General features: G+C 65.1%; 13 protein-coding genes. 5 read left to right on the top strand and 8 right to left on the bottom strand.

What is annotated here, in order from left to right; all coding sequences use genetic code 11:
• Positions 1–4: 4 nt before the first annotated feature.
• On the top strand, positions 5–1,540 hold the full coding sequence (gene ppx, locus FGU64_RS02645) for an exopolyphosphatase (RefSeq protein WP_139950759.1): 1,536 nt from the start codon (positions 5–7) through the stop codon (positions 1,538–1,540).
• 103 nt (positions 1,541–1,643) lie between these two features.
• On the opposite strand, the gene FGU64_RS02650 is transcribed toward ppx, so the two are convergent.
• The 6 genes from FGU64_RS02650 to moaA form a co-directional block, all read right to left on the bottom strand.
• Positions 1,644–2,114, bottom strand: coding sequence for a DoxX family protein (locus FGU64_RS02650; RefSeq protein ID WP_246671225.1), 471 nt, complete (start codon positions 2,112–2,114; stop codon positions 1,644–1,646).
• Between the two features lie 76 nt (positions 2,115–2,190).
• Positions 2,191–3,588, bottom strand: coding sequence for a class II fumarate hydratase (fumC, locus tag FGU64_RS02655; protein ID WP_139950761.1), 1,398 nt, complete (start codon positions 3,586–3,588; stop codon positions 2,191–2,193).
• A 901-nt stretch (positions 3,589–4,489) separates the two neighbouring features.
• Positions 4,490–4,669, bottom strand: coding sequence for a CsbD family protein (locus tag FGU64_RS02660; protein ID WP_139950762.1), 180 nt, complete (start codon positions 4,667–4,669; stop codon positions 4,490–4,492).
• A gap of 337 nt (positions 4,670–5,006) precedes the next feature.
• Positions 5,007–6,659, bottom strand: a complete 1,653-nt coding sequence (gene groL, locus FGU64_RS02665; protein WP_139950763.1) for a chaperonin GroEL — start codon at positions 6,657–6,659, stop codon at positions 5,007–5,009.
• 66 nt (positions 6,660–6,725) lie between these two features.
• Positions 6,726–7,022 carry a co-chaperone GroES gene (groES, locus tag FGU64_RS02670; protein ID WP_136355768.1) on the bottom strand — a complete coding sequence of 99 codons (297 nt, stop codon included), beginning with the start codon at positions 7,020–7,022 and terminating at the stop codon, positions 6,726–6,728.
• Between the two features lie 195 nt (positions 7,023–7,217).
• Complete coding sequence (moaA, locus tag FGU64_RS02675) at positions 7,218–8,207, bottom strand: GTP 3',8-cyclase MoaA (RefSeq protein ID WP_246671315.1); 990 nt, start codon at positions 8,205–8,207, stop codon at positions 7,218–7,220.
• 202 nt (positions 8,208–8,409) lie between these two features.
• On the opposite strand from moaA, the gene FGU64_RS02680 reads away from it, so the two are divergent.
• Genes FGU64_RS02680 through FGU64_RS02690 form a run of 3 tightly spaced genes read left to right on the top strand, consistent with a single transcriptional unit; the run spans position 8,410 to position 10,173 of the window.
• A complete protein-coding gene (locus FGU64_RS02680; protein WP_139950765.1) occupies positions 8,410–9,138 on the top strand; it encodes a class I SAM-dependent methyltransferase in 729 nt (242 codons plus the stop codon).
• 59 nt (positions 9,139–9,197) lie between these two features.
• A complete protein-coding gene (locus FGU64_RS02685) occupies positions 9,198–9,548 on the top strand; it encodes a DUF971 domain-containing protein (protein WP_139950766.1) in 351 nt (116 codons plus the stop codon).
• Positions 9,541–10,173, top strand: a complete 633-nt coding sequence (locus tag FGU64_RS02690; RefSeq protein WP_246671226.1) for a pyridoxamine 5'-phosphate oxidase family protein — start codon at positions 9,541–9,543, stop codon at positions 10,171–10,173. The genes FGU64_RS02685 and FGU64_RS02690 overlap by 8 nt, the downstream gene beginning before the upstream one ends.
• A 355-nt stretch (positions 10,174–10,528) precedes the next feature.
• On the opposite strand, the gene FGU64_RS02695 is transcribed toward FGU64_RS02690, so the two are convergent.
• Positions 10,529–11,008, bottom strand: a complete 480-nt coding sequence (locus FGU64_RS02695) for a MarR family transcriptional regulator (protein WP_139950768.1) — start codon at positions 11,006–11,008, stop codon at positions 10,529–10,531.
• Positions 11,009–11,055: 47 nt separating this feature from the next.
• On the opposite strand from FGU64_RS02695, the gene FGU64_RS02700 reads away from it, so the two are divergent.
• Entirely contained in the window at positions 11,056–11,982 is a 927-nt protein-coding gene (locus FGU64_RS02700; protein WP_139950769.1) for an alpha/beta fold hydrolase, read from the top strand.
• 6 nt (positions 11,983–11,988) lie between these two features.
• Here FGU64_RS02700 and FGU64_RS02705 read toward each other — a convergent pair whose 3' ends face one another.
• Positions 11,989–12,384 carry a rhodanese-like domain-containing protein gene (locus tag FGU64_RS02705; RefSeq protein WP_139950770.1) on the bottom strand — a complete coding sequence of 132 codons (396 nt, stop codon included), beginning with the start codon at positions 12,382–12,384 and terminating at the stop codon, positions 11,989–11,991.
• Positions 12,385–12,411 lie beyond the last annotated feature (27 nt).

Here is a 12,411-nt window from a genome sequence, read left to right on the forward strand (position 1 = left end):
GCCGATGCTGGCGAATTCCCAGGGTCGACTTCAGGACCGGCGGCCGCTGTCGATCATCGACATCGGCTCCAACTCGATCCGCGTTGTCGTCTATGAAGGGCTGGCGCGCTCGCCGACCGTGCTGTTCAACGAAAAGATGCTGGCGGGTCTCGGTCGCGGCATCGTCTCGACCGGCAAGCTCGACCCCGAGGCGGTGACGCGCTCGATGGAGGAGTTCCGCCGATTCCGCAGCCTGTCCGCCCAGGCGGGCGCCGAGAAGATGTACGTGCTCGCCACGGCCGCCGCGCGCGAAGCTGTCAATGGCCCGGATTTCATCCACCGGGCGGAGGATGTGCTGGGCACGGAAATCCGTGTGCTGTCGGGCCGGCAGGAAGCCTATTTCTCCGCGCTCGGCATCATCTGCGGTTTCCATCCGGCCCATGGCATAGCCGGCGACCTCGGCGGCGGCAGCCTGGAGCTGGTCGATGTCGCGGGTGAGGTGGTCGGCGATGGCATCACTCTTCCTCTCGGCGGCCTGCGCTTGCAGGACATGGCGAAGAACTCGCTGCCGCAGGCCCAGAAGATTGCACGGGCCGAACTGGCCAAGGCAAAGCTGCTCAAGACCGGCAAGGGCGAAACCTTCTATGCCGTCGGCGGCACATGGCGAAACCTGGCGCGCCTGCACATGCAGATGACGGGCTATCCGCTCGACGTGATGCACCACTACCAGCTCGACGTCGAGGCAGTGGCGCCGTTCCTGCGGCAGGTCGCCAAGGGCGAGGTCGAGAAGGTCAAGGGCATCGAGGGCGTGTCGAAGAACCGCCGCTCGCTGCTGCCCTATGGCGCGGTGGTGATGCAGGAGATCATTGCCGCCATGCAGCCATCGCGCATCGTCGTTTCGGCGCTCGGCGTGCGCGAAGGCTTCCTCTATTCGCTGCTCGACGAGGAGGCGCGCAAGGCCGACCCGCTGATCTCGGCCGCCGAGGAATTGGCGCGGCTGCGCTCCCGCTCGCTCACTCACGCCCATGAGCTTGTCGACTGGTCCGGAAAAGCCTTCCGCACCTTCGGTATCGACGAGACGGAGGACGAGGCGCGCTACCGCCAGGCAGCCTGCCTGCTGGCGGACATCGGCTGGCGTGCCCATCCCGAATACCGCGGCAAGCAGTCGCTCAACATCATCGCCCACGCCGCCTTCATCGGCGTCGATCATCCGGGCAGGGCGTTCCTGGCGCTCGCCACCGCCTATCGCTACGACGGCATCTTCAACGACGGCGTGTCGTCGGAAATCAAGGCCCTTGCCACGCCGCGCTATCTCGAACGGGCGCGCGTGCTGGCAGGCCTGATGCGCGTCGTCTACCTGCTGACGGCGGCGATGCCGGGCGTGATGCCGCGCCTGAAATGGGAGGACAGGGGCGAGGGCACGCTGGCGCTGGTGATTCCGGCAGACCTTGCCGGCCTTTACGGTGAGCGCCCGGCCGGGCGTCTGGCGCAACTCGCCAGGATAATCAATCGCCGGCTTGTGCTGGCGGTGGAAGGCGGACCGAGCGTCACCGTCAAATGATCGCGGTGTACCGCAGCGCGAATGGGCGGGGATAAGTCGAAATGAAAAGGGCGCGGTAACGATCCGCGCCCTTGTCCTGTCAGACGATGCTTTAGCCGAAAGATCAGCCTCGCTTGGCGTCGATCGAGTAGGCGCCGGCGCCGAGAGCGACGAGCAGCAGGAAGCCGCCGGTCAGGCCGAGGTTCTTCTGCAGCATCAGGGCGTTGCCGGCCTGCGAGAAGTCGAGGTGGGCGACGGCCGTGGCGCCAAGGGTGAACAGGGCGAGCACGATGGCCGCGATGCGGGTCTGGAAGCCGATCAGCACGGCGAGGCCGCCGAGCAGTTCGACCAGGCCGACGACGACGGTGGTGACAGTCGGCATCGGCAGGCCGATGGAACCGAACCAGCCGGCGGTGCCGGCAATGTCGGTCAGCTTGCTGTAGCCGGCGAGGATGAACAGGATCGACAGCAGGACGCGGCCGACGAGAATGGCGAGCGAGGAATTCGAGGCGGTGCCGGAAGCGGCGGCGGTGTTGGACATGGTCGGGACTCCGGATTGGCGATGACGACCAGATAGCCTATTCCGGTCGTTCACCAAAGATACCGATCCGTCGACACATCGTTCACCGAAACCGGACTATCCAGCGATACGACAATCGGTCGCCGATGAATCATCCCGGATGGGTCATGTCCTCCGGCCGCACCAGACGGTCGAAATCGGCGTCGCTGACATAGCCGCCGCCGATGGCTTCCTCGCGCAGCGTCGTGCCGTTCTTGTGCGCGGTCTTGGCGATCTTGGCGGCGTTGTCGTAGCCGATCTTCGGCGCCAACGCCGTCACCAGCATCAGTGAGCGCTCGAGCGCGGCCTTGATGTTGTCTTCGCGCGCCTCGATGCCGACCACGCAGTTGTCGGTGAAGGAAACGGAGGCGTCGGCCAGAAGCTGCACCGACTGCAGGAAATTGTAGGCCATCAGCGGGTTGTAGACGTTGAGCTCGAAATGGCCCTGGCTGCCGGCAAAGGTCAGCGCGGCGTTGTTGCCGAACACCTGCACGCAGACCTGCGTCATCGCCTCGCACTGAGTGGGATTGACCTTGCCGGGCATGATCGAGGAGCCCGGCTCGTTTTCCGGCAGCGCGAGCTCACCCAGCCCCGAGCGCGGGCCGGAGCCGAGGAAGCGGATGTCGTTGGCGATCTTGAACAGGGCGGCGGCCGTGGCGTTGATGGCGCCGTGCGAGAAGACCATGGAATCGTGAGCGGCCAGTGCCTCGAACTTGTTCGGCGCCGAGATGAAGGCAATGCCGGTGATGGCGGCGATGCGGTCGGCCACCTTCTCGGCGAAGCCGACAGGTGCGTTGAGGCCGGTGCCGACGGCGGTGCCGCCCTGCGCCAGTTCCTGAAGGCCGGGCAGGGTCAGCTCGATGCGCCTGATCGAGGAGGCGACCTGCGCGGCATAGCCTGAAAATTCCTGGCCCAGCGTCAGCGGCGTGGCGTCCTGCGTATGCGTGCGGCCGATCTTGACGATCGACGCGAATTCCCTGGCCTTGGCATCCAGCGCCTTGTGCAGGTGCTTCAGCGCCGGCAGCAGGTCGTGGACGATGCGCTCGGCGCAGGCGATGTGCATGGCCGTCGGATAGGTGTCGTTCGACGACTGGCTCATGTTGACGTGGTCGTTGGGATGCACCGGCTTCTTCGAACCCATGGTGCCGCCGAGCAGTTCAATGGCGCGGTTCGAAATCACCTCGTTGGCGTTCATGTTCGACTGTGTGCCCGAGCCGGTCTGCCAGACCACCAGCGGGAAATGGTCGTTCAGCTTGCCGTCGATGACTTCCTGCGCGGCTTGCACGATGGTCTTGCCGAGCGCCGGGTCGAGCTTGCCGAGTTCCATGTTGGTTTCGGCCGCCGCGCGCTTGACGATGCCGAGCGCGCGCACGATCGCCGCCGGCTGCTTTTCCCAGCCGATCTTGAAGTTGCCGAGCGAACGCTCGGCCTGCGCGCCCCAGTAGCGGTCCGCCGCCACCTCGATCGGGCCGAATGTATCCGTCTCGGTTCTGGTCTTTTGCGCGCTCACGATCTTTCTCCGATGGCTGGACGGGCAGGGCGGTGCGGCCCCGCGCGGACGGCATCGGCGTATCGCGTTGCACAATGGCCTTCAAGAGGAGAATGCGGCAGAGCGGAATGCAAATCGTTTAAGGCTCTGCCCGGCAAGCATTTTCATCGCCACGCTGCCTTTAGGCCCTGGCCATTGAACAGTCGGGAAGCGGGCGCGGGGGCCGTGCCTGCTAAGTTAAGGTATGGCGCGGCATCCCGCGCCCGCCGGCGATTTCTGTTCCCGTCCGTTCCGCTTCACCGCAGCTCACGATGCCGGCATTTGCGCCGGCACCGGCCGATGGCTTGCAGCGCTCGTCCAGCGCACACGGGCCGTAATGCCCGTAGGGGAACCCTTGGACGGAACCTCCCCGGGCAGCCGCTTACGTTGAGCAACCGCCGGAGGCGCCGGCTCCCCGCCACGCAATCACCGTCATGACCGGTGTTCCCGCGCGGGAAGCTGGCGGTGAGTATGGAGCGAGTGCGGGAGAGGGGGATAAGTTTTGGGGAAAAATCTTTCTCAGGTCGCACTTCGTCCAGCACCCCTCATCCGCCTTGGCTTCGCTCAGGCACCTTCTCCCACAAGGGGAGAAGGGAGTAGTTCGCGCTTACGCTTCCGCAAATCCCGAATGTCGGCGATTGGCAGCGAGGGTGACGCGGCCTTGCCTTCTCCCCTTGTGGGGTGAGAAGCCGGTTTGCCGAAGGCAAATCGAAAGCTCCGGTGGAGCTTTCGAAGGATCGAACGCCCCGAAGCCATGGCGAAGGGCCGGTGGATCGGCGCGTAGCGCCGAGACGGATGAGGGTGCTGGACGGAGTCCGACTGGTTCTGAGCCTCATGGCGTCCAGCTCCCGTCATGGGAGCCGGAGCGCCGAAGACGGCCGATCTACAGCGAATCCTTGATCTTTTCCTTCACGTCGCCATAGGTCTTCTGCACCTTGCCGGCGATCTTGTCGGCCGTGCCTTTCGCTTGCGTTTTCTTGTCGCCTGTCGCCTTGCCCGCAGCTTCCCTGATGGAACCTTTGACCTGCTTGGCCACGCCGGCGACCTGATCCTTGTTCACCATTTGCGCATCTCCTGGACGGTTTCGATTGGCGGTGGAAAACGGACGTACGGGCATTCGGTTCCACGATCAAAAATGAAATCAGTGGCTTGCGGTGAGGAGTGGAAGTAGGGAGTAAAAAGAAAACGCCCCTCGCTTCTTTCGATACGAGGGGCGTCTTTCGTAGCCAGCGCATCTCCGGATTGCTCCTTCAAATTGCTTTCTACATCCCGATAATGCGTCACCGAAAAGATGGTTCCGCCATCGGTGGAATTTTTTGCAATGACCTTATCCCCGCCGCAAATGCAGAAAAGGCGGCATCGCTGCCGCCCTTTCGTAAGCTTCGAGGCTTGTGGACTTCTTAGAAGTCCATGCCGCCCATGCCGCCCATGCCGCCCATGCCGCCGCCGGGCATAGCCGGCATCGGGGCGTCCTTCTTCGGCGCCTCGGCGATCATGGCCTCGGTGGTGACCAGCAGACCGGCGACCGAAGCCGCGTCCTGCAGGGCAGCGCGCACGACCTTGACCGGGTCGACGATGCCGAGCTGGATCAGGTCGCCATACTCGCCCGTCTGGGCGTTGTAGCCGTAGTTGGCACCCTTGTTCTCAAGGATCTTGCCAGCGACGATCGAGGCTTCCGCACCGGCGTTCGAGGCGATCTGGCGGACCGGAGCCTGCAGGGCGCGACGAACGATGTTGATGCCGGCGGCCTGGTCGGCGTTGGTGCCGTTGGCCTTGATCGCGGAGGAAGCGCGCAGCAGGGCGACGCCGCCGCCGGGGACGATGCCTTCCTCAACCGCGGCGCGGGTGGCGTTCAGCGCATCGTCAACGCGGTCCTTCTTTTCCTTGACCTCGATCTCGGTCGCACCGCCGACGCGGATGACGGCGACGCCGCCAGCCAGCTTCGCCAGACGCTCCTGCAGCTTCTCGCGATCGTAGTCGGAGGTGGTCTCCTCGATCTGCTGCTTGATCTGGGCGACGCGGCCCTGGATCTCGGCCTTCTTGCCGGCGCCGTCGACGATGGTGGTGTTTTCCTTCTCGATGCGCACGCGCTTGGCCTTGCCCAGCATGTTCAGGCCGACGTTCTCAAGCTTGATGCCGAGGTCTTCGGAAATCACCTGGCCGCCGGTGAGGATGGCGATGTCCTCCAGCATGGCCTTGCGGCGGTCGCCGAAGCCCGGAGCCTTGACGGCGGCGATCTTCAGGCCGCCACGCAGCTTGTTGACGACCAGCGTGGCCAGGGCCTCGCCCTCGACGTCCTCGGAGATGATGAGGAGCGGCTTGGAGGTCTGCACGACGGCCTCGAGCACCGGCAGCATGGCCTGCAGGTTGGACAGCTTCTTCTCGTGCAGGAGGATGTAGGCGTCCTCGAGCTCGGCAACCATCTTGTCGGGGTTGGTGATGAAGTAGGGCGACAGGTAGCCGCGGTCGAACTGCATGCCTTCGACGACTTCCAGCTCGGTCTCGGCGGTCTTGGCTTCCTCGACGGTGATGACACCTTCGTTGCCGACCTTCTGCATCGCCTCGGCGATCATCTTGCCGACCGACTCGTCGCCGTTGGCCGAGATGGTGCCGACCTGCGCGACTTCCTCGGAGGTCTTGATCTTCTTGGCGGTCTTGCCGAGAGCGGTGACGACTTCGGCCACGGCCACGTCGATGCCGCGCTTCAGGTCCATCGGGTTCATGCCGGCGGCAACCGCCTTGGCGCCTTCCTGGACGATCGCCTGGGCGAGAACGGTGGCGGTGGTGGTGCCGTCGCCGGCGATGTCGTTGGTCTTGGAAGCGACCTCACGAACCATCTGCGCGCCCATGTTCTCGAACTTGTCTTCCAGCTCGATCTCCTTGGCGACGGTGACGCCGTCCTTGGTGATGCGCGGGGCGCCGAACGACTTGTCGATGACGACGTTGCGGCCCTTGGGGCCGAGCGTGACCTTCACCGCGTCGGCGAGGATGTTGACGCCGCGCAGCATGCGCTCGCGGGCATCACGGGAGAATTTTACTTCTTTGGCAGCCATATCTGTACTCCTGGATCTTCAGATCCGAAATTGCGTTTGGCGTTGTGAAGAAAGGGCGCCGGCCGATCAGCCGATGATGCCCATGATGTCGGATTCCTTCATGATCAGGAGGTCCTGACCGTCGAGCTTCACCTCGGTGCCCGACCACTTGCCGAACAGGACGCGGTCGCCGGCCTTGACGTCCAGCGGGACCAGCTTGCCGGCCTCGTCGCGGGCGCCGGAACCGACGGCGACGACTTCGCCTTCCTGCGGCTTTTCCTTGGCGGTATCGGGGATGATGATGCCGCCCTTGGTCTTCTCTTCGGAATCGACGCGCTTCACCACCACGCGGTCATGCAGCGGGCGGAACTTCGACTTTGCCATTTGCTTTCCTCGAATGAGAACGTGAGAAAGGATTTCCTCCGTCCGGCCGAACCGGACATGGTTAGCACTCCCCACGGGTGAGTGCTAACGTGCCGGTGAGATAGGCCGGCCATCTTTGCGAGTCAAGAAGGCGGGGCCGCCCCGTGGCAGCTAAATTTATCAAGGATGCAGCAAGGGGAGGGCTGATTGCGAAAATCAGCCGCCGGTGACGCTCATGTGGCGGGAGACGGAAGGGCGGTTGGTGCGCCGGTCGATGACGAAGTCATGGCCCTTGGGCTTGCGGCCGATCGCTTCGTCGATGGCTTGCGCCACAAGGTCGTTGCCCTCCGAGGCGCGCAGCGGCCCGCGCAGGTCGGCGGCGTCTTCCTGGCCGAGGCACATATAGAGCGTGCCCGTGCAGGTGAGCCTGACGCGGTTGCAGCTTTCGCAGAAATTATGCGTCATCGGCGTGATGAAGCCGAGCCGCCCGCCGGTCTCGGTGACCTCGACATAGCGTGCCGGGCCGCCGGTCTTGTAGGGGATGTCGGTGAGGGTGAATTGCCGTTCCAACTGTGCCCGCAGAAGCGACAGCGGCAGGTACTGGTCCGTGCGATCCTCATCGATCTCGCCCATCGGCATGGTCTCGATGACGGTCATGTCCATGCCGCGGCCGTGCGCCCAGCGCAGCATGTCGGGCAGTTCGGCGTCGTTGAAGCCTTTCAGCGCCACCGCGTTGAGCTTGACCTTGATGCCGGCGGCAAGGGCCGCGTCGATGCCGGCGAGCACCTTTTCGATATGGCCCCAGCGGGTGATGGTGTGGAATTTTTCCGGGTCGAGCGTGTCGAGCGACACGTTGATGCGCCTGACCCCGCAATCGGCCAGTTCGCCGGCGAAGCGCGACAACTGCGAACCGTTGGTGGTCAGCGTCAGTTCTTCCAGCGCGCCGCTTTTCAGGTGCCGCGACAACTCATGCACCAGATGCATGACGTTCTTGCGCACCAGCGGCTCGCCGCCGGTGAGCCTGAGCTTCCTGACGCCCTTTTCGATGAAGACCGAGCACAGCCGGTCGAGTTCTTCCAGCGACAGAAGGTCCTTCTTCGGCAGGAACGTCATGTTCTCGGCCATGCAGTAGGTGCAGCGGAAATCGCAGCGATCGGTCACCGAGACGCGCAGATAGCTGATCGTGCGGCCGAAAGGATCGATCATGTCCATGCTTCGTTTCCGTTCCTCGCATGGGGCGGTTTTGCCAAAAACTGCCCACGCACTGGTGCATCGTTATATATGACTATGTGATACGATCCAGCGCGCCGTTCAAGATAGACGGCCTCGATCTTTCGTCATATCCCGGAAACGACGTCACCCGGTCGGCCGCCGTTCCTCGCGGCGATTTACACGGAAAAACAAGATCATGACGCAGAATATTTACGACGATCCTGAATTCTTCGACGGCTACAGTGCTCTCCCGCGCTCGGTGAAGGGGCTGGACGGCGCGCCCGAATGGGCCTCGCTGCGCGCCTTGCTGCCGCCGCTGGAGGGCAGGAGCGTCGTCGACCTCGGCTGCGGTTTCGGCTGGTTCTGCCGCTGGGCGCGCGAGCAGGGGGCGGTGGACGTGCTCGGCGTCGACGTGTCGGAAAACATGCTGGAACGCGCGCGCCGGGAAACGCGTGATCCGGCGATCCGCTACCAGCGCGCCGACCTGGAAGCCCTGTCGCTGCCGGCGGCGTCCTGCGATCTCGTCTACTCCTCGCTTGCCTTCCACTATGTCGTCGAACTCGGCCGACTCCTGAAGATCGCGCACGCGGCGCTGCGGCCCGGCGGCCGGCTGGTCTTTTCCGCCGAACATCCGCTGCTGACGGCGCCGTCGCGCCCGGGCTGGGTGACGGGAGCCGACGGCCGCGCGGCGTGGCCGGTGGACGACTATCTGGTCGAGGGGCCGCGCGTGACGGACTGGTTCGCGCCCGGCGTGGTCAAGCAGCACCGCACCATCGGCACCTATGTGCGACTTCTCAGGGAGGCCGGCTTCACGCTGACGCATCTGGAGGAATGGGGCCCGAGCGACGCGCAGGTCGAGGCCGACCCGGTGCTTGCGCAGGAGCGACAGCGGCCGACCTTCATGCTGTTTGCGGCGGAGCGATGAGCGCGCTTTTGCGCTGGATGAAATCGGCGTAAGCCATCCGCGACAAAACAGGACAGATCATGGCCGCCCCCAGCGAACTCCGCGTTTCCAAGGACCGCAAGCTTCTGACCGTGACCTTTCCCGGCCACGCCCCGTTCGAACTGCCGGCCGAGATGCTGCGCGTGCTTTCGCCCTCGGCGGAAGTGCAGGGCCATTCGCCCGAGCAGCGCGTCACCGTGCCGAACAAGCGCAATGTGGCGATCCTCAAGGTCGAGCCGGTCGGCAACTACGCGGTGCGCATCACCTTCGACGATTTCCATGACACCGGCATCTTCACCTGGGCCTATCTCGCCACGCTCGGCGTGGAAAAGGCGGAGCGCTGGCAGGGCTATCTCGACGAACTGGCAGAAAAGGGGCTTTCGCGTGGATAATCCTTCGGAGGTTTCAGGCCTCGTCACCTCGGTCGAACAGCTCGAAGCGCTCTATGGCCGGCCGGGCGAGGCGTCGCTGGTCAAGGAACTCGACCACATCATTCCCGAATACGCCGCTTTCATCGAGGCGTCGCCGTTCGTCGCGCTGGCGACCGGCGGGCCGGAAGGGTTCGACTGCTCGCCGCGCGGCGACCGTCCCGGCTTCGTGCGTGTCGTCGATCCGTACACGCTGATGATGCCCGACCGCCGCGGCAACAACCGCGCCGATTCGCTGAAGAACGTCATCGAGGACCCGCGCGTCGGCCTGCTGTTCCTGGTGCCGGGCTCCGGCACGACGTTGCGGGTCAACGGCCGCGCCCGGATCTCGATCGACGCGGACCTGTGCGGGTCCTTCGCGGTGGAAGGCAAGCCGGCGCGCTCCGTTCTCGTCGTCGCGGTGGAAAAGGTCTACTTCCAGTGCGCAAGGGCGATCCACCGGTCGGAACTGTGGAACGCCGAAAGGCACGTCGATCCGAAATCCCTGCCGACGCCCGGCCGCATCCTCGAAGTCGCCAGCCGCGCCGGCATCGACGGCGCGGCCTACGATCAGGAATGGCCGGAGCGGGCGAAGAAATCGATGTGGTGAGAGCGCCTTTCCCCGCCCCGTTTACGGCAGGGCTATCGCATATGGAGTTTTCCTCGACCTTGACCGCCGCTACCCCCCCACCCCTAACCCCTCCCCGCAAGGGGGAGGGGACTTTGCGGCGCCGCTACAGCGCGCCAATCTCGCCGATTTCGGCTGAAACGGCGGCGTCGGCGTCTCCCTCCCCCTTGCGGGGAGGGGTTAGGGGTGGGGGTAAAGGGTTCCTCGCCCCGTTTACGGGGAGAGGACGCCGGCAGGCAGGTGAGGGGCAGCGCCGACTTCCGAAACGTTCGTGCCGCCCCTCATCTGGCCCTTCGGGCCACCTTCTCCCCGTGAACGGGGAGAAGGAAGAAGTCCCTCAGGCCGTCTTCACCACTTCGGCGATCTTGCGCATCTGGTCGCCGATCATGTCGCATTGCTCCGGCGTCGACTGCCCCATCGCCACCTCGATCAGCGCCGTGTGCACCTTCAGCGCCTCGGTGAGCAGCGCCTCGCCTTCGACCGTCAGGGTCAGGCGCAGGATGCGCTTGTCCTTCTCGTCGCCCTCGCGCCTGAGCAGGCCGCGCGTCTCGAGCTGCGGCAACAGCATGGTGATGTTGGAACGGCCGACCAGCAGCCGGCGGGCGAGGTCGTGCTGCGACATGCCCGGATGCCGGTGCAGGTTCATCAGCACGTCGAGCTGCGCCGGCTTCAGGCCGAGCGGTGCCAGTTTGGTGGCCAGCGCCCGTTCGAGCGCATGGCAGGCCCGCGCCACCGCGACCCAGTTGCGGAAGCGCGGATTGTCCCACGGCGGTTCCGTGTCAGCAGGATGGACGGCGGGCGATTGCAGTTTGTTCATCTTTGAACTATCATGTTCATACTTGAACCGTTTGACTGGTCGTTACTATGGCACCCTTTGCTTTGAAGGTCACTCGCGCCGTCTTCGGCGCGGCCGAGCGTGTGGCGCCTTCGCTGGCCGGGAGGGCCGCCTTTGAATTGTTCTGCCGCACGCCGAACGTCAACCGCCCGACGCCGGGCGAGCGGCGGGCCGTCGCGCAGGCAGCGGATTTCATGGCCGAGGCCCGCCACCACCGCTTGACGACGAAAAGCGGCGGCTGCGTCGCCGTCCACGAGTTCAGGCCCGAGCTCGGCGATCCGCCGAACGACGAACCGCTCGGCACTGTGCTCGTCGTTCACGGCTGGCGCTCGCGCACCGAATATATGCGCGCGCTGATCTCCGGCTTTCGTGACGCCGGCTATCGCGTCGTTTCGCTCGACCTGCCGGGCCACGGCCAGTCGCGCGGCCGCCGCCTGAACCTCGCCATCGCGGTGGAGGCGGTGAGGGCGGCGGGCGACTGGTTCGGGCCTTTTTCGGCGATCGTCGGCCATTCCTTCGGCGGCGCCATCGCCGCCAACGCTGTGGCCGGCTCGGTCGCTGGCATAGCGCCGCTGGCCGCCGGCCGGCTGGTGCTGATCGCGGCGCCGAGCTCGTTGCCGGTGCTGTTCTCGGATTTCAGCCAAATGCTGAACGTCGGACCGCGCGCGCAGGCGAAGATGGCCGATATCGTCAGACGCATCGCCGGCCATCCGCTGAGCGACTATACCGGCGCCCGGCAACTGGACGCCGCGCGGCTGCCGACGCTGGTGGTGCATGCCAGGGACGACCGCGAGGTGGCGGCTGCGCATGCCGAGCTTTACGCCGGCGCCGGCGACCATGTGCGCCTGCACTGGGCCGACGGGCTGGGTCACCGCCGCATCCTTGCCGACAGCAACGTCGTGCGGCGCGTCGTCGAGTTCGTGCTGCGGCAGGAGCAGCCCGCGCATCTGTGCTGAGGGTTTCTACTTCTTCCGTTCGCCGGATTCGACCGGCAGGCCGGCGGCTTTCCAGGCGCCGAAGCCGCCGAGGATGTGCCTGACCGACTCCAGCCCCATGTCCTGCGCCGTCTTTGTCGCCAGCGCCGAGCGCCAGCCGCCGGCGCAGAAGAAGACGAAGCTCTTGCCGGAGGAGAAAAACGCCTTGTGGTATGGGCTTTCGGGATCGATCCAGAATTCCAGCATGCCGCGCGGGCAGGACTGGGCGCCAGGCATCCGCCCCTCGCGCTCCACTTCGCGCGGATCGCGCAGGTCGACGAAAACCGTCTCCTCGTCATCCAGCAGTGCTGCGGCCTCGTCCGGGGAAATGGCTTCGATCTCGGCATTCGCCTCGTCGAGCAGTTCGCGATAGCCCTTCTTCACGCAATCCTCCGTCCGTCTCGCCTGTGT

The organism is Mesorhizobium sp. 8, assembly GCF_006351905.1.
Lineage (GTDB): Bacteria > Pseudomonadota > Alphaproteobacteria > Rhizobiales > Rhizobiaceae > Mesorhizobium > Mesorhizobium composti.